General features: G+C 44.8%; 25 protein-coding genes. 9 read left to right on the forward strand and 16 right to left on the reverse strand.

Features of this window, described 5'->3' with window-relative positions:
- Positions 1–322 precede the first annotated feature (322 nt).
- From OA79_RS16850 to tyrS, 3 genes are all read right to left on the reverse strand, one after another.
- A complete protein-coding gene (locus OA79_RS16850) occupies positions 323–2,338 on the reverse strand; it encodes an acyl-CoA dehydrogenase family protein (protein ID WP_063334386.1) in 2,016 nt (671 codons plus the stop codon).
- Positions 2,339–2,464: 126 nt separating this feature from the next.
- Positions 2,465–3,484: an AraC family transcriptional regulator gene (locus OA79_RS16855; RefSeq protein WP_063334387.1), complete on the reverse strand. Its 1,020-nt coding sequence runs from the start codon at positions 3,482–3,484 to the stop codon at positions 2,465–2,467.
- 119 nt (positions 3,485–3,603) lie between these two features.
- On the reverse strand, positions 3,604–4,908 hold the full coding sequence (gene tyrS / locus OA79_RS16860) for a tyrosine--tRNA ligase (protein WP_063334388.1): 1,305 nt from the start codon (positions 4,906–4,908) through the stop codon (positions 3,604–3,606).
- Between the two features lie 105 nt (positions 4,909–5,013).
- Between tyrS and OA79_RS16865 the strand changes: the two genes are divergently transcribed.
- Entirely contained in the window at positions 5,014–6,414 is a 1,401-nt protein-coding gene (locus OA79_RS16865; protein ID WP_231908905.1) for a peptidoglycan DD-metalloendopeptidase family protein, read from the forward strand.
- Between the two features lie 63 nt (positions 6,415–6,477).
- Here OA79_RS16865 and trxA read toward each other — a convergent pair whose 3' ends face one another.
- The 6 genes from trxA to lptM all read right to left on the reverse strand — a co-directional run bounded on the left by trxA (position 6,478) and on the right by lptM (position 10,520).
- Positions 6,478–6,804, reverse strand: coding sequence for a thioredoxin TrxA (trxA, locus tag OA79_RS16870; protein ID WP_063334390.1), 327 nt, complete (start codon positions 6,802–6,804; stop codon positions 6,478–6,480).
- A 102-nt stretch (positions 6,805–6,906) separates the two neighbouring features.
- Positions 6,907–7,620: an HAD family hydrolase gene (locus OA79_RS16875; protein ID WP_063334391.1), complete on the reverse strand. Its 714-nt coding sequence runs from the start codon at positions 7,618–7,620 to the stop codon at positions 6,907–6,909.
- A complete protein-coding gene (locus tag OA79_RS16880) occupies positions 7,617–8,282 on the reverse strand; it encodes a DUF484 family protein (RefSeq protein ID WP_063334392.1) in 666 nt (221 codons plus the stop codon). Before OA79_RS16880 ends, OA79_RS16875 begins: the two co-directional genes overlap by 4 nt.
- Positions 8,283–8,289: 7 nt before the next feature.
- A complete protein-coding gene (gene dapF / locus OA79_RS16885) occupies positions 8,290–9,120 on the reverse strand; it encodes a diaminopimelate epimerase (RefSeq protein ID WP_063334393.1) in 831 nt (276 codons plus the stop codon).
- A gap of 10 nt (positions 9,121–9,130) precedes the next feature.
- The gene (gene lysA, locus OA79_RS16890) at positions 9,131–10,384 is read right to left on the reverse strand and encodes a diaminopimelate decarboxylase (protein WP_063334394.1); all 1,254 of its coding nucleotides are present in this window, start codon (positions 10,382–10,384) and stop codon (positions 9,131–9,133) included.
- A gap of 10 nt (positions 10,385–10,394) precedes the next feature.
- The gene (gene lptM / locus OA79_RS18630) at positions 10,395–10,520 is read right to left on the reverse strand and encodes an LPS translocon maturation chaperone LptM (protein ID WP_394183796.1); all 126 of its coding nucleotides are present in this window, start codon (positions 10,518–10,520) and stop codon (positions 10,395–10,397) included.
- A gap of 178 nt (positions 10,521–10,698) precedes the next feature.
- On the opposite strand from lptM, the gene OA79_RS16895 reads away from it, so the two are divergent.
- Positions 10,699–11,424 (forward strand): hypothetical protein, encoded by a 726-nt coding sequence (locus tag OA79_RS16895; protein ID WP_063334395.1) that lies wholly within the window; start codon positions 10,699–10,701, stop codon positions 11,422–11,424.
- A gap of 87 nt (positions 11,425–11,511) precedes the next feature.
- Here the strand turns inward: OA79_RS16895 and argH are convergent, their stop codons facing one another.
- On the reverse strand, positions 11,512–12,912 hold the full coding sequence (gene argH / locus OA79_RS16900; RefSeq protein WP_063334396.1) for an argininosuccinate lyase: 1,401 nt from the start codon (positions 12,910–12,912) through the stop codon (positions 11,512–11,514).
- Positions 12,913–13,068: 156 nt separating this feature from the next.
- Between argH and hemC the strand changes: the two genes are divergently transcribed.
- The 4 genes from hemC to OA79_RS16920 are packed head-to-tail and all read left to right on the forward strand — an operon-like array spanning position 13,069 to position 17,294.
- On the forward strand, positions 13,069–13,992 hold the full coding sequence (gene hemC / locus OA79_RS16905) for a hydroxymethylbilane synthase (RefSeq protein WP_063334397.1): 924 nt from the start codon (positions 13,069–13,071) through the stop codon (positions 13,990–13,992).
- Between the two features lie 17 nt (positions 13,993–14,009).
- Entirely contained in the window at positions 14,010–14,762 is a 753-nt protein-coding gene (locus OA79_RS16910) for a uroporphyrinogen-III synthase (protein WP_063334398.1), read from the forward strand.
- 1 nt (position 14,763) lies between these two features.
- On the forward strand, positions 14,764–16,059 hold the full coding sequence (locus OA79_RS16915) for a uroporphyrinogen-III C-methyltransferase (protein ID WP_063334399.1): 1,296 nt from the start codon (positions 14,764–14,766) through the stop codon (positions 16,057–16,059).
- Positions 16,056–17,294, forward strand: coding sequence for a heme biosynthesis HemY N-terminal domain-containing protein (locus OA79_RS16920; RefSeq protein ID WP_063334400.1), 1,239 nt, complete (start codon positions 16,056–16,058; stop codon positions 17,292–17,294). Before OA79_RS16915 ends, OA79_RS16920 begins: the two co-directional genes overlap by 4 nt.
- A 63-nt stretch (positions 17,295–17,357) precedes the next feature.
- On the opposite strand, the gene OA79_RS16925 is transcribed toward OA79_RS16920, so the two are convergent.
- The 3 genes from OA79_RS16925 to OA79_RS16935 form a co-directional block, all read right to left on the reverse strand.
- Complete coding sequence (locus tag OA79_RS16925; RefSeq protein ID WP_063334401.1) at positions 17,358–18,905, reverse strand: methyl-accepting chemotaxis protein; 1,548 nt, start codon at positions 18,903–18,905, stop codon at positions 17,358–17,360.
- A gap of 96 nt (positions 18,906–19,001) precedes the next feature.
- The gene (locus OA79_RS16930) at positions 19,002–19,913 is read right to left on the reverse strand and encodes a hypothetical protein (RefSeq protein ID WP_063334402.1); all 912 of its coding nucleotides are present in this window, start codon (positions 19,911–19,913) and stop codon (positions 19,002–19,004) included.
- A 50-nt stretch (positions 19,914–19,963) separates the two neighbouring features.
- Positions 19,964–20,149: a hypothetical protein gene (locus tag OA79_RS16935; RefSeq protein ID WP_063334403.1), complete on the reverse strand. Its 186-nt coding sequence runs from the start codon at positions 20,147–20,149 to the stop codon at positions 19,964–19,966.
- A gap of 91 nt (positions 20,150–20,240) precedes the next feature.
- On the opposite strand from OA79_RS16935, the gene yaaA reads away from it, so the two are divergent.
- Positions 20,241–21,023, forward strand: coding sequence for a peroxide stress protein YaaA (gene yaaA, locus OA79_RS16940; RefSeq protein ID WP_063334404.1), 783 nt, complete (start codon positions 20,241–20,243; stop codon positions 21,021–21,023).
- Between the two features lie 69 nt (positions 21,024–21,092).
- Here yaaA and prmC read toward each other — a convergent pair whose 3' ends face one another.
- Genes prmC through hemA form a run of 3 tightly spaced genes read right to left on the reverse strand, consistent with a single transcriptional unit; the run spans position 21,093 to position 24,315 of the window.
- Entirely contained in the window at positions 21,093–21,947 is an 855-nt protein-coding gene (gene prmC, locus OA79_RS16945; protein WP_063334405.1) for a peptide chain release factor N(5)-glutamine methyltransferase, read from the reverse strand.
- A gap of 8 nt (positions 21,948–21,955) precedes the next feature.
- A complete protein-coding gene (prfA, locus tag OA79_RS16950; protein ID WP_063334406.1) occupies positions 21,956–23,044 on the reverse strand; it encodes a peptide chain release factor 1 in 1,089 nt (362 codons plus the stop codon).
- Positions 23,045–23,046: 2 nt separating this feature from the next.
- Positions 23,047–24,315 (reverse strand): glutamyl-tRNA reductase, encoded by a 1,269-nt coding sequence (hemA, locus tag OA79_RS16955; RefSeq protein WP_063334407.1) that lies wholly within the window; start codon positions 24,313–24,315, stop codon positions 23,047–23,049.
- 238 nt (positions 24,316–24,553) lie between these two features.
- Here hemA and OA79_RS16960 point away from each other — a divergent pair, with 238 nt between their 5' ends.
- Complete coding sequence (locus OA79_RS16960; RefSeq protein ID WP_063334408.1) at positions 24,554–26,335, forward strand: tetratricopeptide repeat protein; 1,782 nt, start codon at positions 24,554–24,556, stop codon at positions 26,333–26,335.
- On the forward strand, positions 26,332–26,907 hold the full coding sequence (lolB, locus tag OA79_RS16965) for a lipoprotein insertase outer membrane protein LolB (protein WP_063334409.1): 576 nt from the start codon (positions 26,332–26,334) through the stop codon (positions 26,905–26,907). Before OA79_RS16960 ends, lolB begins: the two co-directional genes overlap by 4 nt.
- The last annotated feature ends 4 nt before the right edge of the window (positions 26,908–26,911 follow it).

Raw genomic sequence — 26,911 nt, forward strand, 5'->3', positions numbered from 1 at the left:
TGAGCCATGATCAAACTCTTCAGTTAAAAAGCTTGCTCACTCAAATTCGAAACACTCACAATTTTACTTAATAAAGCGAATTGACGTGTTTGACTCTCGTAAGACTTCAATTTCTTTTTTGAAGCCCTAGCGAGCGCCCACACAAATTATCTGATTATCTATTTTAAAGAGCGTTGCCGTTACACTTAAGCTGCTTCGTTTCTCTTAGAGAGTGAAGCCCTGTCCGTGTCAGCGAGGGCGTATATTAAGGATCTACAGATTTTTAGCAAGTACTTTCTTCCAGTTTTTTGAAAAATACTTTCTCCCTGTTTCTTTAACCTTTTCACTCCCCCCAAGGATGGGCAAAGGGTTGTGCTTTTATCGACTGAATTAAACGGCATTCTTCTTGCGATAAATCCTCTGCCACCCCTTTAACGGCACTGCGCAATGACTCCATACGCTTTACCGACATCGTGTTCCCCTCTAGCTCCGATCGTAAGATTTCAATTTGCGCTAATGCAATTCTTTGCGTTGATTCATCAAGCTGACTGGCATGGGCACAGAGTGTTGCAATACACACTAGGGTCTCTATGCGCTTGCCTAATTGCTGTAATGGCAATTGCGCTTGCGTCAACTCCAACTGATAAGTGGCACTCATTTTAAAATAATGCCAACGACATTGTCGAAGTTGATATTCTGCAAACCTTAGATGCGATGTTAATGGTGACGGTATACTCTTGTACCGTTTCATCAATCGACTAGGCAGCCACTGTACGCAACGATCAATCAGGCTCGACACCGTATTTCGAGTTACCCAACCTAAAAGGCGCCAGAATCCCGTATTCATTATTAGAGATAACAGAAGGTTAGATATTCTTATTGGCGACTTGATAAAGCGACCTAAAGAGAGCTTTAAAATACGTTTTTCCTTAGCAACTGGTCGACCATTTTTATCCGTGTTTGCCCGTTGCAAAAGATTTAACAGCCCAGCCATGTAGTTTTCAGTGAACGACTTCGTTAAGTCCCTTACCATTCCCAGCCGGATCAGATCATCTTCCCCCTCAACAATACCAAAAGCATGTGCTGTCGCCCTAATATCTGAAATACGAGAACCTTTATCCAAACTGCGCCCACCCATAACTCGTTCACAGGCAATTAAAGAGCCCAATAAATAATGAGCACTGGCCGATTTAGTAACGTCTCTTAATCCAGCCAGATCTACTTTGTTCTGATCTTGCGCCAAGGCTAGGTGCGATAAAGCTTGTGCGGTAAGCGCGCCCCCCAGTATTTTTGCCAACGCCAAGCGAGGCAGTTCATGCTTGATGACCTTCCCCCCTACCCCTTCCCGTTGAATCGCATAATGTACAGCATCAGCCGCCATCATTCGTTGAAACCCTGCGGCTTGTGCCGCCAACATACAACGTCCCATTCTTAAACAGTAAAACAATACTTCAACGCCATTGCCTAAAATTTCCTGTTCATAAGGGATAGGGTAATTTTTAAAATGAATTCTTGAGTTAATATTTTGTTGAAATGCACTCACATTGGAGCTTTGGCAATGAAAAGAGAATTCACCATCGATGTCGGCTTCAGGTAACTCAGTAACAAACAACGCCAACTCTTTGCTGTCTTTACCCTTCCGTGCCACGATCGCCATCAGACCACCATGTGTAGCACTGGTAATGTAGAGTTTATTGCATTCGCCTTCTGCAAAGAGACGCCAGCAAGCATTCTCTTCATCCTTTTCCACATAAGCCTTAACCCGTTTGGCATTCACCCCAACCCCGACCTCAGTCAAAGCAAAGGCAATAAGTTGTCCACCACTAATAACGGGCAAATATTTGTTTTTTTGCGCTTCTGTGCCATAACCAAGCAAGGCGCTGGAACCTATGGTTAATTGCCCAGAAATTTCAACCGATAAAGCCCCTAAACCATTAGCAGCAAAGTTTTCCATTAAACATGCAAACTCACTGTAACGTTTACCTTGTCCGCCATATTGAATTGGCACAGTAAACCCATACCCTCCTTCTTTGGCCACTGCCTTACGCAATGCAGAAGTTATTTTTCCATCTTCACCAAAGGCCTCGCCCTGCTGCAAACAAGACAATCCGGACTGCAGTATAGAAGAAGCTTCAGAAGTCACTGACTGTTTCATATTGTCGACACCCGAAATCAGCTCTTCGATATCAGGTTGAGGACCGTAAATCATACGTTCAATTAAACTGGATCGAGTGGTTGCAAGATGTCGACCCGCAGCATCTGCCGCTTGCTCTAAAGCGGCAACGTCTTCTGCTTGAGCAAGGTCGCCCGCGGCTTTTAAGGCTTGTGCAGAAATCGAGGTAGGAGATTCATGAGCCATACAATATTCCTCAATAAAGTGATTAAGGAAAAGGTACGCGAGGAAAAGATATTGAGGAATAGCACAAGATGCCGATCATTAATGCAAATAGTGCCAACCTATTTATTTATGCACAGAAACAAAAAACTAAACCCGAGCATGTAACGCTCTATAGTCAGTTGGACTCAACCCAGTCCAGCGCCGAAACGCTCGCGCAAACACCGCCGCATCGGAGAAGCCAACTTTTTCAGCGACCGCCGCGATGGAAATCCCCTCTTGCGATAACCAGTAGCTCGCTCGATCTTGACGCATAAGATCTTTAACCTGTTGAAAAGATGTGCCCTCTTTTTCTAACTTACGAATCAAGGTTCGTCGGGACATATGCAAGCTCTTAGCCGCCTCATCAATATCAGGAAAACCGGTACCAAACGAACGATTAAGTAAGGCTCGCAGGTCACTAGCCACGCTAATCTCTCCCGGCTGCTTCAAAAATAATTCAATTGGACAACGCTTCATGTAGGCTTTTAAAGCATCTAAACTTTGCACATTCTGTCGAGCTAAATAAGATTGACTAAAAACCAATTTCAAGGCGTCTTGATTGAACAGACGCTTGCAAGGATAAAGCTTGGCATAATCATGTTGCTGTGGTTCCGCATATGGAAAATGCACCGCCACTAAAGGAATACGCTCTTGAATCAACCAAGAAGCATAACTGTGCCAAGCCAATAAGGTCATATCTGAAAACAAGTGAGACTCATCCAAACTTGTATCCGCCAACTTAAACGCTAATACAGCCGTATTATCCACCTCACTCAGTGTCATTTCATAAGCGTCAGACACCATATTGTAGAAGCGACACGCCAGTTGCAGAACTTTACCCAAGGTCGCCTCATGTACGGTGGCACGCCCCATCATAAAAAAAGCCCCAGCCGGTAAAGGCGAGCTGGCTAACCCCATGGCCTCGTCTTGCAACAAATCCCAAATCCCCTCCACAATACCTGCCAGCTTCTCGATTTCAATTTCAACATACAAATCTTCGATAACACCTGGGTCCAAATTGGCACGTTTAAAAAGCGAGTCCGCGTCCAAGCCTTTCTCTCGTGCTAACCGATATAAACGGCCTATATAATGATTTGGGGTGGTTAAGGTTTGTCTATCGTGAGACATAGCATTTCCTGTGTCGCAATCAATTCCATACTCTGTATACACCATTCATCCCGAACGGGCACTGATAAAACAAAAAAAGGCGCCGTAGCACCTTTTATAACATCACACATTAAGCCCGATTACAGGGTGAACAAATGGTGCTTTTTCTTACCCAATTTCACTAGGAAGAATTTGCCGTAGTAACCTTTTTCAGATGAAAACATGTCCGCTGCTGACATGTTATCGTCCATGCCCTTTGCCTCGCCATTTACAAATACTGAGTTACGCTGCAATGCGTCTTTTACCTGCTTACCTGAAGCGGCTAGACCCGCTTCTGCCAATAAGCTAGTCAGAGGCGTTCCCGCAAGATTAGCCTCAGCAAGAGAACTGCTTGGCAGACCATCTAATTGAATTTGCTCTAGATCTTGTTCACTTAACTGATCCGCTTCACCACTAAACAATGCTTGAGTAATTCGCTCAGCGGCGGCCAAACCGTCTTCACCATGAACTAAGCGCGTTGCTTCGCGAGCCAAAATAGACTGCGCCTGTGGTTTGCCCGTACTGTCTTTATCCGCTTGCTCAATCGCATCAATTTCTTCCATACCAAGGAAAGTAAAGTATTTAAGAAATTTATAAACATCCGCATCCGCTGTGTTCATCCAAAATTGGTAGAAAGCATATTGCGATGTTTTCTTAGGATCCAGCCAGACGGCACCCGATTCTGTTTTACCAAATTTAGTCCCATCTGACTTCGTCACCAAAGGCACGGTCATACCAAAGGCTTGCGATTTATTCTGACGACGAGAAAGGTCTATACCACCAACGATGTTACCCCACTGATCACTGCCGCCAATTTGAATGGTACAGTCGTACTCGCGATTTAACTCAGCGAAATCCATACCTTGCAACAAAGCATAAGAAAACTCGGTAAACGAAATGCCAGCGCCTTCACGATTCAAACGTTGCTGCACAGACTCTTTGTTGATCATGGCGTTTACTGAGAAGTGCTTACCAATATCACGTAGGAAGTCGAGCACATTCATGTTGCCCGCCCAATCTAGGTTATTTACCACGCGAGCAGGATTGGAAACATCATCAAATTTTACAAACTGACTCACCTGCCCACGAATTTTCTCAGCCCAACCAGCCACAACATCAGAGGTATTTAGCTGACGCTCTGCCGCTTTAAAGCTCGGATCACCAATCAATCCTGTGGCACCGCCGACTAAAGCAATCGGGTTGTGGCCAGCATCTTGAAATCGTTTCAACACCAACAAAGGCACTAAGTGACCTAGATGCAAACTATCAGCCGTAGGATCAAAGCCACAATAAAGCGTACGACTGCCACCCGCCAAATGAGATTTCAGCTCGTCTTCTGAGGTCATCTGCGCGATCAAACCACGAGCTTGCAAGTCGGTTAAAAGGTCGTTACTGCTTACTGTCATTTTATAGATCCACTTCTTATAGAGTTAATTTCGTCAAAGCATTCAATTATAAAAGTAATATTGGTACGATTACAGAGCTTTAACAAAGAATTTTAGGTACATATTTTGATTAAACTGATACCCACTAAGCATCTACTTCTTATTGCTGTGGTATGCGTCATGCTAGCCATTGTCCTGATTGCAATTCCTGCAGATGAGGCTACTGACGAAACAACCATTTCTATCCATGCCAACTTACAGGTGATAGACCAATCGCAAGTTATGTTAAATGAGTTGCAAGAATTAACGCCCAAAAGCAACATCATGCCTTCTATTTCAAGCTCTGGCATTGTTTCTGGTTACGATGTACCAACACCTGATAACCTCGTCAAAAAGAACAGCGCCCCAACCTTTAAAGACCATTCCGTCATCGTTAAGTCCGGTGACTCTTTATCGAAAGTACTCTCTAGTAGAGGCATTTCACCACAAGATATCTACAAGGTCTCACAGGCTGACAAGAAGCAGAAGTCATTAGTTCGAATGTTGCCTGGCCAAACATTAAACTTCACCACCAACGAAAAAAGCGGTGAGCTAACAAAATTGACACTCATTCAAAACCGTTTAGACAGCGTTATATTTGAACGAGAGGAAAATAAGTTCACTCGCACAACAGAATCTAGAACCCCTGAAATCGTTCAAACCTATAAAGAAGCAGAGATCAATAATTCACTGTTTGTTGATGGTCTTAAAGCTGGCATTAGTGAACCACTCATTATCGAGATTGCTAATATCTTTGGTTGGGATATCGACTTTGCCTTGGACATCCGTAAGGGCGACAGCCTAAGCGTATTGTATGAAGAGAAGTTCTTGGACGGTGAAAAAATTGGCAATGGCAACATCATTGCCGCACAGTTCATTAACAATGGACGAACCTTTCAAGCCATTCGTTTCCAAACGAAAAAAGGCGCCCATTATTACACCCCTGATGGGTTAGCAATGCGCAAAGCGTTCATCCGAACACCAGTCGACTTTTCACGCATCTCTTCGAAATTCAACCCCAATCGATTGCATCCAATCTTTAAAACTAGCCGCCCACACCGAGGCGTTGATTACGCCGCTTCCAGTGGCACTCCTGTAAAAGCAGCAGGAGACGGTAAAATTTCCTTTGCGGGCAAACAGAACGGTTATGGTAATGTCGTCATCATTGACCATGGACGAGGCTACCAAACTCTGTATGCTCATTTACGAGGTTTTGCTCGAGGTACCAAACGTGGCGCTCGCGTAAAACAGGGCAAGATCATTGCCTATGTTGGTCAAACCGGTTGGGCGACTGGGCCACACTTACATTATGAATTTCGCATTAATGGCGTTCACAAGAACCCAGTGACAGTGAAACTGCCCAACGATGACCCTATGCCGAAAAGCGATTTGAAAAAATACTTACCTTACGCACAACAGGTAGTCGCCACGTTAACCAACTCTCATTCACCTGCGTTTGCTCGAAAATTAGCGGCATTGAAGCGGTAACATAAAATAAAGACATAAAAAAAGCAGCCTAAGCTGCTTTTTTTATGTCTTATCGAAACAGGCTTAAACCGCGCTGTTAACGAACTCAATCAGTTGAGACTTAGAAACAGCGCCAACTTTTGTTGCGACTACTTCACCACCTTTAACGATGATCAAAGTTGGAATACCACGTACATTGTACTTAGGTGCCGTTTCAGTGTTTTCGTCAACATTCAACTTAACCACTTTCAACTTACCAGCAAACTCATCAGCCACATCTTCTAAAACTGGCGCGATCATTTTACATGGGCCACACCAAGGAGCCCAAAAATCAACAAGAACTGGCACGTCTGAGCTCAACACTTCTTCAGCGAATTGAGCATCCGTAATTTGGCTAATATTTTCACTCATAAAAAATTCCTTAAAATCTATATTGTTCAATGAATGAGGCTAGTGTAACACTAAATCACTGGGGTAAAAATCGATTCTCTTTAATTCCACAATAGAAAAACACTATTGCGTAAGGGCTTGAATAGCCGAAGGTAATTCCAATAGAGAGTGAATTTCCGCATGAGAACGAGCACCCCAATCCTCTCCCCAACGACGCGCACCATGACGATTAAACCAGATGCTTCGAGCTCCTGCATTTGCTGCCCCAAGCACATCATCAACTGGATGATCGCCAATATGAATCAAACTTTCTGCCGCCACACCGGCTTGATTAGCAGCATATTGAAAGAGTTCAGGAGCAGGCTTCGCCACGCCATGTTGATCTGCACGTACCGCAAATTCGAAATAGCGTCCTAATCCAACATAAGGATGGAATACATCGGCATTACCATTGGTGATGACCGCTAGTCGATAATCCTGATGCAATTCCGCTAACACATCGCTCACATGTGGAAACAAGTCTACTTTTTGACGCCACTCACAAAAATGCACTAACGCCGCTTGAGCAACCATATTGGCTTCCTCTGTTGGCAAGCCAAATGCTTTTAATGCGCGTTGATAAATAGACAATCGCAAACGCGTTAGGTCTGCGATCAGGGTTGGCTCTTGCGCTAAAATTTGCTGTCGTATGGCCTGCTGACCATCACTGCCATACTGCAAGTAAAAACCAGGAAAGCGCTCTTCAAACCAAGACTCCATCGCGTACTCAGCACGGACAATCACTGGCGAGACATCCCACAATGTATTGTCCAAATCAAAGGTTATGAGTACCGTCATGGTGTCAGCCTTAATAAAATGGCACTTAATAGATCCGCTAAATGCTGTAAGAAAAAGGTGCCTTTTTCTTGGTCAAAAGTGGTGGCTTTATCTGAACCTAAGATCAACAAACCTCGCTTTTCGATATCGCCACCAGCACGAGATAACAGAGGCAGTACCGCAACAGAGTTCACCTGCCCCGCCTCTTCAGCAAACAAATAGGCCATTTCTTTTTCAGGTAAGATGCCACAAAAACACTCTTCTAAGTTCATCGTAAAAGGCATCAAGCCTTGATCAACATCCAGATTATGACATTTGATTGAACTGTCTTGATGATCGCCAAATAGAATCAAGGTATGGAAAGCGACTTCAAAATCGTCCCTCACCATATCATCAACGGCCACCGCTAAATCGTCGAGCGAACGGCAATTCAACCCTGCCAAGATCAAGCGACGGCTTTTCTGCATGGTCGATTCATTTTCGCGAGCCACATCGACTAAGCGTTCAAATTGACCACGATACTCCGCCGTCGATTTTCTTAAATGATTGACCTGATATTCCAATAAGGAAATCGCACGGCCATTAACAGGATGAGGAATCGTAAGATCATCCAACACATCTGCATTGCGCACAAAAAAATCCGGCGTATTGGATAAATATTGAATGATTTCCTCTTCGCTCATACCGCCTCTATAGGTAAATTTGACCTTCAAACACTTTTTCAGCCGGACCTGTCATAAGAATCGGTTCGCCTTCACCAGCCCATTCAATATGCAAATCACCACCCCGTAAATGCGCTGTCACTTTAGGTGCCAGCCAACCTTGCTTGATACCTGCTACAACGGCCGCACAGGCGCCAGTACCACAAGCTTGCGTTTCACCAACGCCACGCTCAAACACTCGCAAGTTAATTTCAGATGAATTAACCACTTGCATAAAGCCCACATTAACCTTATTTGGAAAACGCTCATGAGACTCGATTTTAGCCCCTAGACTCTGTACCTGTTCATCCTGCAAAGTATCGACTTTTAACACCGCATGAGGGTTACCGACAGAAACTGGCGTAATCTGATAATCCTCACCATCAACCGTTAGCGGGTATAAACCGTCGTTAAGCTCCGCAGAAAAAGGCAGATCCGCCGGAACGAAGCTAGGCGCTCCCATATCCACGGTGACAAGTCCATTGTCCATCACTCTAAGTTGAATGGCACCACGCTTGGTTTCAACATTAATGACGCGTTTATGAGTCAGTTCGCGATCCAATACAAACTTAGCGAAACAACGCGCACCATTGCCACAATGCTCTACTTCACTGCCGTCTGAATTATAAATTCGGTATCGAAAGTCCATGTCTGGATTAGAAGGTGGCTCAACAACCAACAGTTGGTCAAAACCAATTCCCCAGTTACGGTCACTTAAACGCTCGATTTGTGATTTATTAAAAAACACCTTACGAGAAACCGCATCTACCACCACAAAATCGTTGCCGAGACCGTGCATTTTTGTAAACTTCAATAACACAACAACCTCCTCAGTCTGGCAGAACTTGTTCGCCAACCAACTGATGTTCAATGGTTTCACGTGCGCGTATCAAATAAGCTTTATCACCATCCACCATCACTTCTGCAGCACGATTTCGACTGTTGTAATTCGATGCCATGGTAAAACCATAAGCACCCGCAGAGCGAACAGCCAATAAATCTCCCGCCTGAATATCCAGTTCACGATCCTTACCTAAGAAGTCACCCGTTTCACATACTGGGCCGACTAAATCGTATACACGCTTACCTTCCGTTGTTGGCTGCTGAGAAACTGGCACAATGTCCATCCAAGCGCTGTATAGGGAAGGACGAATCAAATCGTTCATCGCGCCATCAATGATGGCAAAGTTTTTATGATCATTACATTTCAGGAATTCCACCTGAGTCAACATCACGCCAGCATTGGCAGCAATGGAACGGCCAGGCTCAAACGCCAACGTCACGTCCATGCCTTTGACTTTTTCTAACAGTAATTTAGCGTAGTCAGCTGGTTTTGGTGGCACTTCATCACGGTAACGAACACCAAGACCACCACCTAAATCCAAATGCTTGATTTTAATCCCCACGGCGGCCAATTCTTCCAGCAATCCAACTAAACGATCAAACGTATCCAAGAAAGGTTTTAACTCAGTCAATTGCGAGCCGATATGACAATCTACGCCCATCACATCCAGATTCGGTAAGTCATTGGCGATTTGATAAATACGAACCGCCTCTTTGATGTCGATACCGAATTTATTTTCTTTAAGGCCAGTGGAAATATAAGGGTGAGTCTTCGCATCGACATCAGGATTCACGCGTAAGGAAATCGGAGCTTGTTTGCCCATTTCACCAGCGACCTTGTCTAAGCGATACAATTCCGCTTCGGACTCAACATTGAAACAGTGAATACCCACTTCCAAAGCACGACGCATTTCGACTTCTTGCTTACCCAAACCAGAGAACATGACCTTAGCAGGATCGCCTCCGGCTTTTAATACTCGCTCTAGTTCTCCAACAGACACGATATCGAAGCCTGCTCCTAAACGTGCTAAAACATTCAAAATCGCAATATTTGAACAAGCTTTAACGGCATAACAAATCAGCGTAGGATGAGCCGCAAATGCTTCGGCATAATCCATATAATGGCGTTCAAACATCGCTCGTGAATAAACATAGCAAGGGGTACCAAATTGTTCGGCAACATCAGACAAGGCAACGCCTTCTGCATGTAAAGTCTGATTTGAATAAGCAAATAAATCCAAAGGGGAATCCTCAATTTTGTGACGATGTAAGTTGTGACGGCAGATTATTCTCAGGCAAATAAAGCGCACCTTTATTACCACAAGCAACTATGAGTCCGGTCAAAATAAAAATTGCTAGCCACTTAGACATCGTCATATCTCTTCATTTTTTAATGATGCTAGTATACCTTGCCAATCATGGGTTTCCCAACCCTAGCGCACGAAATAGCTGGATATTCTTTACCCTAAAGAAAAACAGAGAAAGCTTGAATTTACCCATAAGAACACCAAGATAAAGACAGTCATTTTCACCAGAGGTTAGCTTACAAAGCAGAATGAAGAACAAAATCCTACCATGGAGCATCGCATTAGGTTGCGCCATTGTTCTACACATACTGTTACTGGAATGGTCGGCACCAGCAAACTGGTTAAGCGATCGGGCGAATGTGACTCACCCTGAGCTTTTTATTCTCAAGACAAATGCTTCTCCTCAATCATTGGCAACGGACAGTCGACCATTGGAAAGCTCGGTCAGCGATGAACAACAAAACACATCAAACGACGTCAACCGCAAACAGCCCACTGACGTCATTACGAGCAACAAAGACGCCCAAATAGAAGCACCTGAAATGCCCTCTTCGGAGTTTAACCATCAAACCGATTGGCCGACAGAGCAGTCATCTCAGCTTGTCGAAGACCTACATGCGAAATCGCCACTGCTAGAATTAAGTCCCCCTTCATCAAGCCAAGACGACAGCGAGACTGATGGAATCTTCTCCCCAACGCTAAGGGCCAAAATAGAAAAAGCCAAACAAGATCAAGAAGCCTATTTAAAAGGACAACAAGAAGAGACCGCCTACCCTATCACTGAAGATGCCGATGGCACAAAATACGTCAATATTGAAGGCGTCTGTTGGCGCATACCTGAACCAGGAAGCGATACAGCTTGGGCGATTGTTTTTGCTGGCTGCAATGGCCAAAAGGAAACCTTCCATTTCGAACTAAACATTGCTCCGAGTACCTTCTTAGGCCCTGACGGTGCCTTCCCTCTTGCTGAGTAACGACCGATCTTGCGCTTTAATTACCCCAAAAAAAACGACGACCCTAGGTCGTCGTTTATCTTCAACAATGTCAGTAATGCTGTTCGATTATCGAGCGACTAACTCTGATTTCGCGCGCTCTACAGCACTTAACACTTGCGCAGGCGCGGTCCCACCAATGTGATCACGTGCTGCCACAGAACCTTCTAATGTCAGTACATCAAACACATCTTGCTCGATCATATCGCCGAATGACTGCAGTTCTTCCAAGGTCATCTCAGACAAGTCCTTGCCTTCTTTCACACCATACCCAACCGCTTTACCAACAATTTCATGAGCATCGCGGAATGCCACACCATGGCGAACCAAGTAGTCAGCCAAATCGGTGGCCGTTGAGAAGCCACGACGCGCCGCTTCATACATGTGCTCTTTACGAGATTCGATCGCCGGAATCATGTCAGCAAACGCACGCAAAGACCCTTTTAATGTATCAACAGTATCAAACAGAGGTTCTTTGTCTTCTTGATTGTCCTTGTTATAAGCCAAACACTGAGACTTCATTAAGGTAAGCAGTCCCATTAAGTGACCATAAACTCGACCCGTTTTACCACGCACTAATTCTGGTACATCCGGATTTTTCTTCTGCGGCATAATGGAAGAACCGGTACAAAAGCGATCTGGCAAATAAATAAAATTGAACTGAGCTGAGGCCCACATCACCATTTCTTCAGCCCAACGGGACAAGTGCATCATGATAATGGACGCTGCAGACGTAAACTCGATGGCAAAATCACGGTCACTGACGGAATCCAAGGAATTATAAGTCGGACGCTCAAACCCCAACAGCTCTGCTGTCATATTGCGATCAATTGGGTACGTTGTTCCAGCCAATGCGGCCGCGCCAAGCGGCAAAATATTGATACGCTTACGGCAATCCACAAGACGCTCGTAATCACGCTGCATCATTTCATACCAAGCCATTAGATGGTGCCCAAACGTCACAGGTTGCGCCGTTTGCAAATGCGTAAAGCCAGGCATAATGGTGTCGGCTTCTTTTTCCGCCAGACTTAAAATACCTTGTTGCAAGCGTGTCACTTCTTCTAATAAAAAGTCCACTTCATCACGCATGTAAAGGCGAATATCCGTTGCAACTTGGTCATTACGAGAACGACCTGTGTGCAGTTTTTTACCCGTAATACCGATTTTTTGAGTCAGACGTGCTTCAATGTTCATATGAACGTCTTCTAGCTCAATTGACCACTCAAACTCACCTCGAGCGATTTCCTCTTCAATTTCAGTCAAGCCCTGAATAATCTGATCACGCTCTTCTTCTGTTAGTACACCAATACTGGCCAACATTTTGCCATGGGCAATGGACCCTTGAATGTCTTGTTTCGCCATTCTTTGATCAAACTCAACAGAAGCCGTAAAACGCGCAACAAAAGCATCAACAGGCTCAGAAAAGCGACCACCCCATTGCTGGTTTGTGGTTTTATTTGTATCCGTCATTCGGTTAGTTCCTACACTGGGTTCATTTTGCTGCAAAGAGTACCTTATGCGCCTTCACTTATAAAGTATTGAAAGATGACGAAGGAGGGCTTAACGAGTATCATGAGCAACAAATTTTAAGGATTTTCATCGGTCCGCAACGCACTAGGAGACACAGTGAAAGATAAAATTGTGATCGCAACTCGAGAAAGCCAACTCGCTCTTTGGCAAGCCAACAACGTCAAAGCTCAACTCGAAAGCCTGTACCCTGATTTAACCGTGGAACTGCTCGGCATGACCACCAAAGGCGATCAAATTTTAGATTCTCCATTATCCAAAATCGGTGGCAAAGGATTATTTGTCAAAGAACTGGAAGCGGCACTACTGGATGGACGAGCGGACATCGCTGTTCATTCCATGAAAGACGTACCAATGGCCTTTCCAGAAGGCTTAGGTCTCGCCGTCATTTGCGAGCGTGAAGACCCTAGTGATGCTTTCGTGTCTAATCAATACGCCACCTTAGACGATCTTCCTGCTGGAGCGGTTGTCGGCACCTCCAGTTTGCGTCGTTCTTGCCAGCTAAAAATGCAGCGCCCTGACCTTATCATTAAGGATTTACGCGGTAACGTTAACACTCGTTTGAGAAAAATGGACGAGGGAGAATATGACGCCATTATCTTGGCAACCGCAGGCCTACTTCGCCTTGAAATGTCAGATCGGATTCGTCAAAAAATACCAGCGGAAGTGAGCCTCCCTGCTGGCGGACAAGGTGCCATGGGAATTGAGTGTCGAGCGGATGATCACCCTACGTTTGACTTACTTGCGCCACTACAGCACGAGGAAACCACCTATCGAGTCACCGCTGAACGCGCCTTAAACGAACGATTAAATGGCGGTTGCCAAGCACCAATCGCTTGTTTTGCGATTCTTCAGCAAGATGAAATTTGGTTACGAGGATTAGTAGGAAGTCCTGATGGCAAAACGATGATCCAAAGTGACATCCGAGGACACAAAGACGACGCCAAAAAATTGGGAGTAACCTTGGCCGAAGAGCTACTTGCTCGTGGTGCCAACACCATACTTGATGCCATTTATCAATAAATTAAGGCCCTTTAGCCGTGCCCAATCATAACATTCTGATTACACGTCCAGAACCTGAAAACCAGCTAAGCTGTGAGCGAGTCTTTGCTCATGGCTGGCAAGCCACCTCCTTACCGATGCTGAGCATAGAAGCGGTTAATGACCCACAAAAAATCGCCGCAATACGCTCACAAGTTTTTAATATCGACGAGTTTAACTACGTCATTTTCGTCAGCAAGAACGCTGCGAGATTAGCCTGTGAATGGCTTGATCAATGTTGGCCCATGCTACCTGTCGGCATCAACTGGATCGGTATTGGTCAAGGCACTACTCAAACCCTGATAGACGAAGGCGTCCCCGCTATTGCGAATCCGGGCCATACAACAGAGGCGTTATTGGCTTGGCTTAAGCCAGTTAAAATGCGTGATCAAAAAATCCTCATCGTTCGTGGGCATGGTGGTCGACCAGAACTCGCACAACAACTGGAAGACAGAGGCGCAAAAGTCAGTTATCTTTCTCTTTACGAAAGAAAAAAACCTCTGTATCACGCTCAAACTTTCTTCATGCTGCCCGATATTAATTTAATATGGGCCACCAGTGGTGAAGGGTTAACACATCTTTCAGAGTATGCGCTGCAACATAAACCGGAATGGCAGTCTCTGCCTATTTTTACGCCCAGCGAAAGAGTCAATCAATTGGCATTAAAATTAGGTTGGAAAAAGGCGATATGTGCTCATGGTGCGGATGACACAAGCCTAATCAACGCGACGGAAATTCATACAGGACATTAGAATGACTGATAACAACAAGCACGAATCCAATGACACTAGCCTCGCAAAGAGTCCAGAGCGAGACACACCCTCTACCGAAAGTACTGCTAAGGTCACTCGTTCTGATTCTGCCACTCCTGCCAATAGCAACGAGAGCAATCATCGTCTCAACATGACGTTGACGTCGGTCTCTCTATGCGTCTCTTTCATTGCGATCGCCACCAGCGGCTGGCTATATTATCAGTCGACCATCAGCCCTATCGCTCAAAACATTCAGCAACTGAACACACAACAAGCAACGCTTACAGCTGAATTACAGACCAGTCAAATCAGCAAGAGCCAACTCGAGCAAGTGGCAAAAGAAGTCATCCGAGCTCAACAATCCGCTCAGCAAGAAACCACCAAGCTAGTACAAAAACAGATTGAGCAAAGCAACAAAATACAATCCTTAGAAGCCAAGTTACAGCGCTTAAACAATACCACCAAAGAAGATTGGAAACTGGCCGAAGCAGAATACCTGATCCGCCTTGCTAACCAGAGATTATTGCTTGAAGCCGACGCCAAAGGGGCCATCTCATTATTAAGCAATGCCGATGACATTTTAAAAGAACAGCAAGACCCAATTACCTTTGATACTCGCAAGGCTTTAGCAAAAGACATTCAAGCCCTGAGTGCAACCAGCCAATTTGATCTGGAAGGCAAATATCTACAACTCACTGCCCTGCACGACAGTATTATAACCCTGCCACAAAGAGAGCCTTCAAAAGAATGGCAGACAAGCCAGCAAAATACCGATTCCGAAGATTCAACCACCACAAGTCGCATTGAGTCAGAGTTACAAAGTTTCTGGCAATCATTACGCTCACTAGTGGTGATTAACTATCAGCACAAACCAATCAAAGCGTTATTACCGCCAGCAGAATATCAAGAACTAACAACGGGCTTACAGTTACAGCTGGATGTGGCACAGGTCGCCTTAATGAAGGGCGAGGCAATCATTTATCAACAAGCTTTATCCCGTGTCGCTACGGCCATCACAGAGCACTTTGACACACAGTCAAAACTCGTCACCTCTTTCCTTGCTAGCTTGACCGAATTGCAACAGATCGATCCATCACCGACCTTGCCTTTGCCAAGATCGTCTTTATTAGCCATGAAAAACCTAATGAAAGATTGGAATCAGCGCTTACCGAATGATAACGGTGTTGACCAAGCAAGCACAGATCCACAATCCCGTGCTGAAAACAGTACTGAAAAAATGAACCAAGAAGAAGTAAACGCCACGGATGATGCTCGCTCTCAAGGAGACAACTCATGAGAAAGCTACTCTTTCTACTGGTGATCATGATGGCAGCTGGAGGTGTCTTAGGGCTCCTTATGCGTCAGGACTCTGGCTATGTGCTTATTGAGTTCAATGGCGTCACAATCGAAACCAGTCTTTGGGTATTGTTAGCCGCGATGATCGTCACGTTATTTGTGATGAGCTGGGTTAAACGCATTTTGTTTATCACCCTCAGACCAAGTAATTCCATTGCGAAAGTTACTGGCAACCTAGCCCAAAAGAGAGCGTCACGTAACACCATCCGAGGTCTTTTGGAATTAGTCGGCGGCAATTGGAATCGTGCCGAAAAATTGCTGACCAACAGTGCTGACCGCGTACCTTATCCACTCATTAACTATATTGGCGCAGCCTATGCCGCCAGCGAACAAGAAGAACATGAACGCTCTAAATCTCTTCTTCGTTCCGCTCACAAATCAACACCTGAAGCCGAGTTTGCAATTGGTTTCGCACAAAGCCAACTGCAAATCAAACAAGAGCATTATGAAGGTGCACTGGCGTCATTGTTGCGACTTCACAAACTGAAACCCAAGCACCGTCAAGTTGTCAAAATGTTGGTGTCCGTTTACACCAAACTGAAAGATTGGGATGCTTTATTAGCGTTAACCCCAACACTTAAAAAAGACGGCATTTTTGATGAAGACAATATGCTCGAATTAGAGCGCAATGCATTCTTAGCCTTGTTAGATAAAATAAAATTCCGTAATAAATTAGGACAGAACAGCAAGGAACTGGTTGCCGAAGTAGAATCTTTATGGAATAAGCTAGACACCCTCTCACAAGACGATCGTATGCGTCAGCTTTATGCACAAACCTTAATTCACTTTGGCGATGACACCAAAGCCGAACATTTTATTCGTCAGAGTCTAAACCAAAAATGGTCAGAAAAACTCGTCTATGAATACGCTAACATTCAACAAGGTAATGTAAAAAAACGCCTAACAAACTGTGAAGGTTGGCTAAAGAAAGAACCTGCCAGCGCAAACTTATATCTAGTGGCGGGGCGTTTAAGTCAAACCATGATGTTATGGGGTAAGGCGAAAGACTATTATGAACAAGCCCTCTCTCTCGATGGACAAAGCGAGGCCTTGGCAGAGTTAAGCCGCTTACTTGATGCCATGGGCGACAGTAAGGCCAGTCAAAACTTGATGATGATTAACCTAAATCAAGCCAGCAATCAATTAAAGCCTCTACCTTTACCCTCACCTCATTAAGCAAAAAAAGAAGCTGCCTTTGGGCAGCTTCTTTTTTTGCGTTTCAGATCAAATGGATCAAAACTATTTAAATCGCACCACTAACTCGTGCATATCGTCTGCCACGCTTTGTAACAAACGAATACTGTCACTGGAGAGTTGCGATTTCTCCGAGCTTTGCTCAGCCAAATCAGAAATACGGACAACTTGGCGGTTAATGTCTTCCGACACTTGTGCTTGCTCTTCTACTGCAGCAGACATTTGAATCGACATGTCAGTAATATTCGATACAGAAGCCACAATTTCCTCAAAAGCCCGTGCCATTTCAACAATCTTTTGCAAACCTTGCTCGGCATCCGACTTACCCTGATGAGCCACTTTTACTGAGTTTCCAGCGCCTGCCCTTAAGGTTTCGATGATCTTATGAATATCTTGAGTGGAACCCTGTGTACGCATTGCTAACTGACGGACCTCATCAGCAACCACCGCAAAGCCTCGACCATGCTCTCCGGCACGAGCCGCCTCAATTGCTGCATTAAGCGCCAATAAATTCGTTTGCTCAGCAATTTGATCAATCACCTGAGCCACATCGGCAATTTTTTCCGAATGCTGGGCTAAGTCCTGAACAGTCGCACTGATCTCATTCACTGTTTCGCTGAGGTCTTGAATTGAAGCTTGTGCATCCGTAATGATCACCTGACCAGATTGCGCCGAATGAAGCGAGGATTTCGCACTGTCGGCCGTCACTTGAACATGGTGCGCCACATCATTAATGGTCGATGTCATTTCTTGCATAGCGGTGGCCACATCCTGCGTCTCATGTTGCTGGCTCGCCATTCCTTTAGTCGTTTCCATGCTAAAAGAAAGTCCCACCCTTGATTGCTCAGAAACTTTAGATGACTCATCTTCAAAGCGTGTTAGCACCGCGTCAATACGAGACATCATACTCTTTGCCCCAACTTCCAACTGCGCAATAGAAAGCGCTTGATCTGAATAGGTAACGGCCGCTAGAGGATGCATAAAAGCAGCAGGCAATCGGCTTTTTAGTTGTTGATTCAAATTGACTTGATAACGCCAAAATAAAACATTTGCTAACAAACTGGCTAACAACAATAACCCCAAACCAAGGTAGAGATTTTGCAACGCAGACAGTAAGGACACAGCCACTAAAACTAGGGGCAAAAGAAGCTGCCAAGATTGCCATGTCTTAGGAATGACCTGCTTTCCTTGGCAGATCGCTTTATATTGTTTCTCAGCTCGAGTCACGTCTTCACGTTTCGGTACCGTTCGAACGGACTCATACCCAACAACCTTGCCATTTTCGGTCACTGGTGTGACATAGGCATCCACCCAATAGAAGTCGCCATTTTTACAGCGGTTTTTCACCAAGCCCATCCAAGCTTTACCCTGTTTAAGGGTTTGCCACATCACCTCAAATGCCTCTTTCGGCATGTCAGGGTGACGAACCAAATTATGAGGACTGCCAATCAGTTCTTCTTTTTCAAAACCACTTACTTGAATAAAAGCGTCATTACAATGAAGAATATTACCCTTTAGATCCGTTGTGGAAACCAGCTTTACACTCGGATCAAAACGCTTTTCTTGATCCGTTACTGGGGTGTTGTTGCGCATAACATTATCCTTAATCAATTTACAATCATTTCCGTCACCCTAGACACGTCCTAAGGTGACGCGAGGATATCAAATCCATAAACAATGAATTAAGAATTACTTTAGTAAGTTTTTATGTAGCCAGCGAGTAACGACAGGCAACAGATATGTAGGGATTTGTAATGCACCGGCTAAGGGTAAAAAGGCAGGTCCTAAAAGGACTCCTGCCACACTGTAGGTTAGCAAGACATTGCGATTTCCTGAGGTTATCGCCGCCGTTAAGGCAATTTCGACTCCTTGCTTACGAAACACCAAAAACGTGGTCACAAAAAACGCCATGCACAATACCACCGCAATGATGAAGTAGCGCAACGCCATCATAGGGTCAGCATCAAACATCAAACGAAAGCTCCCCACTAAGCCCAAAGGAAAAGCAAACACGAGCAATATGGTATAAGGGGAAATCTTTAACAATAGGCGATTTAGAGGCTCTGTGGGGCAATAAGCATGAGCCAAAAATGAGAACACCATAGGACCAAAAATAAAAATAATAAGACGGGCAAAGTAACTCACCCAATCAAGGCCACCTTCATTCAAAGGCGCACTCAATAACGCCACACTGACCGTAATAGGCAAGAGCAAAGTCGTTGCAATGGTCATGGCCATGGCTTCAATATTATCAAAGCCCAATGCTTTGACGATGGCTGGCGTAGCAAACAAAGAGCCAGTCGCTGCGACCGCTAGTATCGCCAGCAACAAATCAGCCGTTAATGAAAACATCCAACCTAAAAGCGTCGCTAACCCCATAAAAAAGAACGCGTGTAAAGCGGCATATCGCCAAACACGAGCCTGACTTAATCGCTTCAGTAATTCGCTCTGCTTCATGCCAAGCAGTGTTAACGTCATTAAGCTAAATAACACCAGAGGTAAATAAGGAAAAACAGCTAGAGAGAGAGATGGGAAGACAAACCCCATTAAAGCAAACAAAAACATAAAAGGAAGAGAATGGCGAACCAAGAAGGACAACATGACGGCACCTTAGTTAGGCAGCCCTAGATAAAATTCGTCCGTAAGTGCGATTATTTTTCCGAGCCACAATATCGTTTATTATTTTCAGGCAATTCAGCCATTTCTAATGGCCAGTCTTCACGAGCACGGTCGAACTTTTCACGTAGAGCAATCAACTCAGCACGCTTTTCAACCGGCCATCGACTTTCATTAGAACGCTGATTTACTCTCGGGAATAGTATCAGATTATCATTCATAAATTATCTCTATTAATGCATTGTCTGGATATCTATCGACACTCTATGGATAATCTTTAGAAAACGCAAACTCGACGTAGATGAGAATATTATGAAATGTTTAATCTCCCCAGCAAAAACGCTGGACCTAACCTCTGAACCAAGCTTTACACTTTCTAGCTTGCCGCAACTCACGCAAGAGTCTCAATTATTAATCAAGACGTTATCCGACTATTCGCCAGCGGACATCGCCAATTTAATGAAACTCAGCGATAAACTGGCAACCCTCAACGTCTCACGTTACCAGGCGTGGCAAGAAAACCACACCAGTGACAATAGCCGACCAGCCATTTATACCTTTATGGGCGATGTGTATACCGGCTTAGATGCCTACTCCCTAAGCGAAGAAGACCTGCAGTATGCACAACAAAACTTAAGAATTTTAAGTGGCCTATATGGCCTATTAAGACCGCTTGATCTCATGCAAGCTTACCGTCTTGAAATGGGCACCAAACTCACTAATCCTCGTGGCTCTAATCTTTATCAGTTTTGGGGAGACATTATTGTCGACAAGCTCAACCAAGAACTGGATGAAAATGAGCTGTTGGTTAACTTAGCATCCAATGAGTATTTTAAAGCCGTCAATAAGAAAAAACTGTCTACGACACTGGTTAGCCCTAACTTCTTAGACGAGAAAAACGGTCAATTTAAAGTCATCAGTTTCTACGCCAAAAAAGCACGTGGCTTAATGACTCGATACTTAATTGAAAACCGCTGTCAGACATTAGAAGAGTTAAAAGCATTTGATCTGGCTGGCTATCGTTATGATGCTGATCGTTCCACCTCCGACATCCCTGTGTTTATCCGCCCGGAAAGCGCACAACCAAATAAGTAAACGCAGTAAGAAATGACCTCAGTGATACTCAAAACAAATTCAATAGCCTGAGTATCACTGAGAAGTCCTTTATGAAGGATCAGGGCGAGACAAACACCCCATTGTCACACGGTCATTACCGCCAAAATCCTGAACACTTTGAACGTCATGGAAACCCGCAGCCATCAACAAACTACGGACAGCTTCCGCTTGGTCATAGCCATGCTCAAACATAAGATGGCCGTCTTGCTTCAAAAAGGCTGGGGCTTGTTCAATGATGTGCTCAATATCGGCCAAGCCGTGGTTTTCAGCCACCAGCGCTGTCTTCGGCTCAAAACGCACATCGCCGACAGACAAATGATGGTCTTCAGGATCGATATAAGGCGGGTTTGATACAATCAAATCAAATTTACTCGATTCTGATAACTGCTCAAACCAGCGACTCTGCACAAAACGCGCATTGCTAATGTGATGGCTGGCGGCATTTCGCTTAGCCAACGCCACAGCATCCGCTATGAGATCGACACCAAGCACGTCTGAATCACGACATTCAGTCGCCAATGCCAAGGCGATCGCTCCAGTGCCTGTGCCTAAATCCAGTATTTGTTTACCTTTAGGAACACCCAATACCGTCAGTGCCGCTTCGACTAAACATTCCGTATCCGCTCGAGGAATTAACGTGCAAGGTGATACTTCTAGATCTAAGGTCCAAAATGCTTGCTTACCTAAAATATAGGCAATGGGCTCACCCTGCTCTCGGCGCTTAAGAAGTACATCGAACTGAGTCTGCTCGTTATCCGTTAATATCTTTTCTGGCCAAGAGTAAAAGTAAGACGTTGCCACATTTAGCACTTGCGCCAATAACAATTGAGCATCAAGCAATGCGGTGTCAGACATAAAACGAAGGCGCTCTGCGGCGCCTTGTAAGGATTCATCTATACGCATAGGCGAAATCAATGATCACCACTTAAAGTAGCAAGCTGTTCTGCTTGGAACTCATTCACCAAAGGATTGATCAGAACGTCCAAGTCGCCTGTCACAATTTCGTCTAGTTTATACAAGGTCAAATTAATTCGATGATCTGTCACTCGACCTTGAGGGTAGTTGTAAGTTCGAATTCGTTCTGAACGGTCACCACTTCCCACCAAAGACTTACGTGCTTCGGATTGCTCACTGGCCGCCTTTTCTTGCTCAGCAGCCAACAAACGAGACGCTAATAAAGACATGGCTTTAGCTCGGTTCTTATGTTGCGAACGCTCATCCTGACACTCCACCACAACACCGGTTGGAATGTGTGTAATACGAATCGCAGAATCAGTTTTGTTAACGTGCTGACCACCGGCACCGGATGCACGGAAGGTATCCACGCGCAAATCAGCCTTATTAATATCAATGCCTTCCACCTCATCCATTTCAGGCATGATGGCAACCGTACAAGCAGATGTGTGAATACGTCCCTGAGATTCGGTCGCAGGCACACGCTGTACACGGTGAGCCCCTGATTCAAACTTCAACTTAGAATAGGCACCATCACCAACAATACGAGCAATGACTTCTTTATAGCCACCATGTTCGCCCTCACTGGCACTGACGATTTCGACTTTCCAACGCTGGGTTTCTGCGTAACGAGAATACATGCGGAACAAATCACCAGAGAAGATAGAGGCTTCATCACCGCCTGTTCCGGCACGAACCTCAAGAAAAACGTTACGTGAGTCATTCGGGTCTTTTGGTAACAAGAGTTTCTGCAAAGTTAGCTGCAAGGCTTCTTGCTGCTCCTGACCGGCTTTCATTTCTTCTACACCCATTTCTTTGATGTCTGGGTCAGAGTCGGTCATCATCAGCTCAGCTTCTTCAATGTTTTCCACTACCTGCTGATACTCATTAAAACACTGCACTACCGGCTCAAGTTCCGCGTACTCTTTTGAATAGGAGCGGAATAAATCTTGATCCATGATCACGTCGGCTTCACTTAACAAAGCGGCCAATTCCTCATAGCGTTCTGCCAAGCTTTCTAGTTTTAACTTAATCGATTCTTTCATTTTTAATTATCTTTTTCTTCATTAATGCCGAGCACATCTGCGGCAATGGTTAATGCTTCTTGGTCGGCTTCACTACCAGCCTCCCGTAAATAACGGGTCGGAGCATGAATCAGCTTGTTCATCAAACCATGAGCAAGTTTATTCATAACTTGCTCTGGGGATTGACCACTTTCTAAACTTTTTAAGGCCTTTTCTAACTCAGCCTGTTTGGTCATTTCAGCAGATTGGCGAAAGCTGACAATTAAATCCGATACTTTTCTGGAGTCCAGCGCTTTACGATAAGACTCAACCCCTTGCTCAATCAACGTCTCGGCGGCTTTGGCGGCATCTTGCCGCGCCCTGACATTTTCTTCGATAACAGAATGCAGATCATCGACCGTATAAAGATAAGCATCTTTCACGTCTTCGACTTCTGGTTCTATGTCACGAGGGACCGCAATGTCCACCAGCAACATTGGCGAATGACGTCGTTGTGCCGTCGCGCGTTCAACCATGCCTTTACCAATGATCGGCAACTGACTGGCCGTTGATGAGATAACGATATCAGCTTGTGACAAATAGTCTCCAAGCTCACCAAGCATGATGGCTTCGGCATTCAGCTCATTAGCAAGGGCTTCGGCTCTTGCTAGGGTGCGGTTGGCGACAATAATTCGTTTGACACCATTTTCTTTTAAATGACGCGCCACTAATTCAATGGTTTGCCCCGCGCCAATCAGTAACGCCGTGCTGCGTCGAATGTCAGCAAAAATCCGTTGCGCCAAACTAACGGCGGCAAACGCAATCGACACAGGGTTTTCACCAATAGCGGTGTCCGTTCTAACCCGTTTTGCCACTGAAAAGGTACGCTGAAATAATGATTCGAGTTCTGGGCCAATGCATTCGCCTTCTTGAGAGACAGCGTATGCCGATTTCACTTGCCCAAGAATCTGCGGTTCACCCAATATCAATGAATCCAACCCAGACGCCACTCGCATAATATGACGAACACTGTCATCCGCTACATGGGTGTAGCAATATTGTTTCAGGTCAGCCAAGTCAATATTGTGATATTGCCCTAACCAGTCCACCACATCTTGTGCTTTGTCTGAATCTTCAACCGAACAATACAACTCGGTGCGATTACAGGTCGACACAATAACGGCTTCTTGCGCTCGCTTCTCTGCCACCAGAGAAGATAACGCTTCAATCATTTTCTCTGGCGCAAACGCCACCCGCTCGCGTATCGAAACAGGAGCAGTTTTATGATTGACACCTACGGTAATTAGCGGCATTCAGGACTCTTCTCAAAAATCGAGATATTAAGATAACGACAGGACAATACCGTCTCTACATGACTCTTTACATAAAGAAGACACATTATACGAGAAATTCGCTTTTTTTCGCACCCCAAAAAGTCAATAAAAGTAATAGGATTAGTTTATAGTTAGCACAAGTGCTCTGGTGAGCTCTGACAATCAAGTTCACCATGGATACTATAAGTGGCTTAAAACGATATTGTTAAGGAATTTCATGCTATTTGGTTTTACCCCATCATCGGCTCAACGCTCAACGACATCGAACATTCGAGCCAAGTGGTGGCTAGTGCCTTTATGCTTGCCCTTTTTATTTGCTTGCAGCCAAACTCGTCCACCAGAAATCATGGCACCTCAAGAAGCAAACCATAATCAAACACAAAGCCATGAAGAAAGCCAAATCAGCGATTTGTTAAAAGCAGAATTCACCTTACAACGAGAAGGCCCAAATAAAGCTTACGACAATTTTTATAGCCTTGCTCAAGAGTCAAAAGACCCGGACTTTATTGAGCGACTGGTTCGTATAGCCGTCGCCTCTAGGAACAAAGTATACATTGAGCAAAGTGCTGACTTATGGCGTTCTGTTGAACCAACATCAGAGCAAGCCTATTCACTCGCCATGCAAGTATACGCGCAAGGGGAACGGCCTAATGACATTGCCAAGCTGCTTGATACAGCCACGCTAAATCATGTTCCCTTACGTTTTTTTCCGTTATACCTTGAAGACAACGTTCGTAACAGTCAGGTGATTGATACATTAGAAACCGCCATTACAGTAGCCTCCCCCTTGACTCAAAAAAATCAGTTCATACGCTTGAGCCAGGCCCACTTATGGCTACTATCAGGCCAATATGAACAAGCTCGTCAACTGGCAAAAACCCTAATAGAAGAACCAAACACCGAGAAAAGCGAAGCCTTATACTTGATCTTGGCGTTCAGCGAAAAAAATCAAAATCAATCAGAAAAAGCCATTTCAACCCTCAAAACGGCGAATCAGGCTTATCCAAAAAGCGTCAACATTCTAAGTCCATTATTAAGCTTACTGGTCGAAAACAAACAAGCTAAAACAGCCATTAAGCTGTTAGACAATTCCGCCCTTAGCGAAGACGACAAACTTCAAGCCTGTCTCAACTTAGCTCGCTCACTACTAGAATACAAACTGCCAGAGTTGGCCTTTAATGTGCTTAACGACCTGCCTCAGCAACAAAGAGGCTTCCACAATCAAATACACTATTTGCAGGCCATTGCGCTGGCGGAATTAGACCGCCAAGACGATGCCATTAAGAAAATGAATCAAGTTCATGGAACCTTACAAAGTAGTGCGACCAATCAAATTGCCTTATGGCTTTATGAGCAAGGCAGACAAAAAGACATCAATAATTTAGTGCTCACTCGAACCAATCGCGAATACCTGCCAGAGCAAGTCACAACCATCAGCCAGCTTCATCAAGAAAAGGGTCAACCTATGTTGGCCTATGATCTGTTAACAAAAGCCGTCGATCTTTTCCCAGAATCAAACGATTTACGCTATCAGAAATCTTTGTTTGCCGAACACTTAGGCTACTGGGACATTACGCTTGAAGAACTCAATACCTTAATAGCAAAACACCCGGATAATGCTCAGTATCTAAATGCACTGGGGTATACTCTATTGACTCGTACTGACCAGCTAGATGAGGCTATGACGTATATCGAAAAAGCCTATGAACTATCTGACGATGACCCAGCCATCATAGACAGCCTTGGATGGGGGATGTTTTTGAAGGGCGAATACGAGCAATCTTCTTATTACCTAGAAAAAGCTTGGTCCATTTTACAAGATGCCGAAATTGCAGCTCACTATGGTGAATCTCTATGGCGTCAACGTCATTACGATCAGGCTATTAGCATTTGGGAAACGGCCTTAAAACAATCGCCAAACGCCACCATTTTATTAGACACGATCCAGCGCCTTTCACCGTCGCTGCTTGAAAATCACCAACAGGATGAAAATTCATGATGTACCGATTGACCAGTCTGCTGACCTTGAGTCTTATTCTTGCAGCCTGTAGCACTCAACCGCAAGGCCCTATCGTGCCACCACCACAAAGCGTGAGTGCCATCACGCAGTGGGAAACTTCCGGTCGAGTCGGAATACGTACCCCCGACGATGCCATTTCCGGTAATTTTAATTGGCACCACACCCCCACTACTTTTTCGTTAAACATTGTTGGTCCATTTGGTCAAGGGGCGACCAAACTCAGTCAGAACCAAGACGACACAGTAACATTAACCTATGAAGACAAAACCATCACAGGCCAAGACCCAAGTCAGCTGCTATACAACGAACTAGGGTGGGACTTTCCCATCCAACAAGTGACATACTGGATTCGAGGAATGGCATACCCAGAGACAAACGCGAACATTGAACTGGATGAGGAACAGCGCCTCAAGTCGATCGAACAAGATGGCTGGCTGGTGAACTATACTCGTTTCACTGACGTCGATGGATTAGAACTACCACAAAAAATCCAAGTCTCTAAACCGCCCTTCAAGGTCAACCTAATTATCAATCAATGGACCATTCAGTAAGTAC

Source organism: Marinomonas sp. TW1 (assembly GCF_001625355.1).
In the GTDB taxonomy this organism is placed as follows: Bacteria; Pseudomonadota; Gammaproteobacteria; order Pseudomonadales; family Marinomonadaceae; genus Marinomonas.

Bases quoted from the DNA above. Each gene is read 5' to 3' on its own strand.
- OA79_RS16920 (WP_063334400.1), top strand. From the start codon at position 16,056: ATGAGAAAGCTACTCTTTCTACTGGTGATCATGATGGCAGCTGGAGGT.
- lolB (WP_063334409.1), top strand. From the start codon at position 26,332: ATGATGTACCGATTGACCAGTCTGCTGACCTTGAGTCTTATTCTTGCA.
- prmC (WP_063334405.1), bottom strand. From the start codon at position 21,947: ATGCGTATAGATGAATCCTTACAAGGCGCCGCAGAGCGCCTTCGTTTT.
- argH (WP_063334396.1), bottom strand. From the start codon at position 12,912: ATGACGGATACAAATAAAACCACAAACCAGCAATGGGGTGGTCGCTTT.
- tyrS (WP_063334388.1), bottom strand. From the start codon at position 4,908: ATGACAGTAAGCAGTAACGACCTTTTAACCGACTTGCAAGCTCGTGGT.
- OA79_RS16875 (WP_063334391.1), bottom strand. From the start codon at position 7,620: ATGACGGTACTCATAACCTTTGATTTGGACAATACATTGTGGGATGTC.
- OA79_RS16915 (WP_063334399.1), top strand. From the start codon at position 14,764: ATGACTGATAACAACAAGCACGAATCCAATGACACTAGCCTCGCAAAG.
- OA79_RS16935 (WP_063334403.1), bottom strand. From the start codon at position 20,149: ATGAATGATAATCTGATACTATTCCCGAGAGTAAATCAGCGTTCTAAT.
- OA79_RS16930 (WP_063334402.1), bottom strand. From the start codon at position 19,913: ATGTTGTCCTTCTTGGTTCGCCATTCTCTTCCTTTTATGTTTTTGTTT.
- OA79_RS16895 (WP_063334395.1), top strand. From the start codon at position 10,699: ATGAAGAACAAAATCCTACCATGGAGCATCGCATTAGGTTGCGCCATT.
- trxA (WP_063334390.1), bottom strand. From the start codon at position 6,804: ATGAGTGAAAATATTAGCCAAATTACGGATGCTCAATTCGCTGAAGAA.
- OA79_RS16880 (WP_063334392.1), bottom strand. From the start codon at position 8,282: ATGAGCGAAGAGGAAATCATTCAATATTTATCCAATACGCCGGATTTT.
- OA79_RS16855 (WP_063334387.1), bottom strand. From the start codon at position 3,484: ATGTCTCACGATAGACAAACCTTAACCACCCCAAATCATTATATAGGC.
- OA79_RS16850 (WP_063334386.1), bottom strand. From the start codon at position 2,338: ATGGCTCATGAATCTCCTACCTCGATTTCTGCACAAGCCTTAAAAGCC.
- OA79_RS16960 (WP_063334408.1), top strand. From the start codon at position 24,554: ATGCTATTTGGTTTTACCCCATCATCGGCTCAACGCTCAACGACATCG.
- OA79_RS16925 (WP_063334401.1), bottom strand. From the start codon at position 18,905: ATGCGCAACAACACCCCAGTAACGGATCAAGAAAAGCGTTTTGATCCG.
- prfA (WP_063334406.1), bottom strand. From the start codon at position 23,044: ATGAAAGAATCGATTAAGTTAAAACTAGAAAGCTTGGCAGAACGCTAT.
- hemA (WP_063334407.1), bottom strand. From the start codon at position 24,315: ATGCCGCTAATTACCGTAGGTGTCAATCATAAAACTGCTCCTGTTTCG.
- yaaA (WP_063334404.1), top strand. From the start codon at position 20,241: ATGAAATGTTTAATCTCCCCAGCAAAAACGCTGGACCTAACCTCTGAA.
- lptM (WP_394183796.1), bottom strand. From the start codon at position 10,520: ATGACGATGTCTAAGTGGCTAGCAATTTTTATTTTGACCGGACTCATA.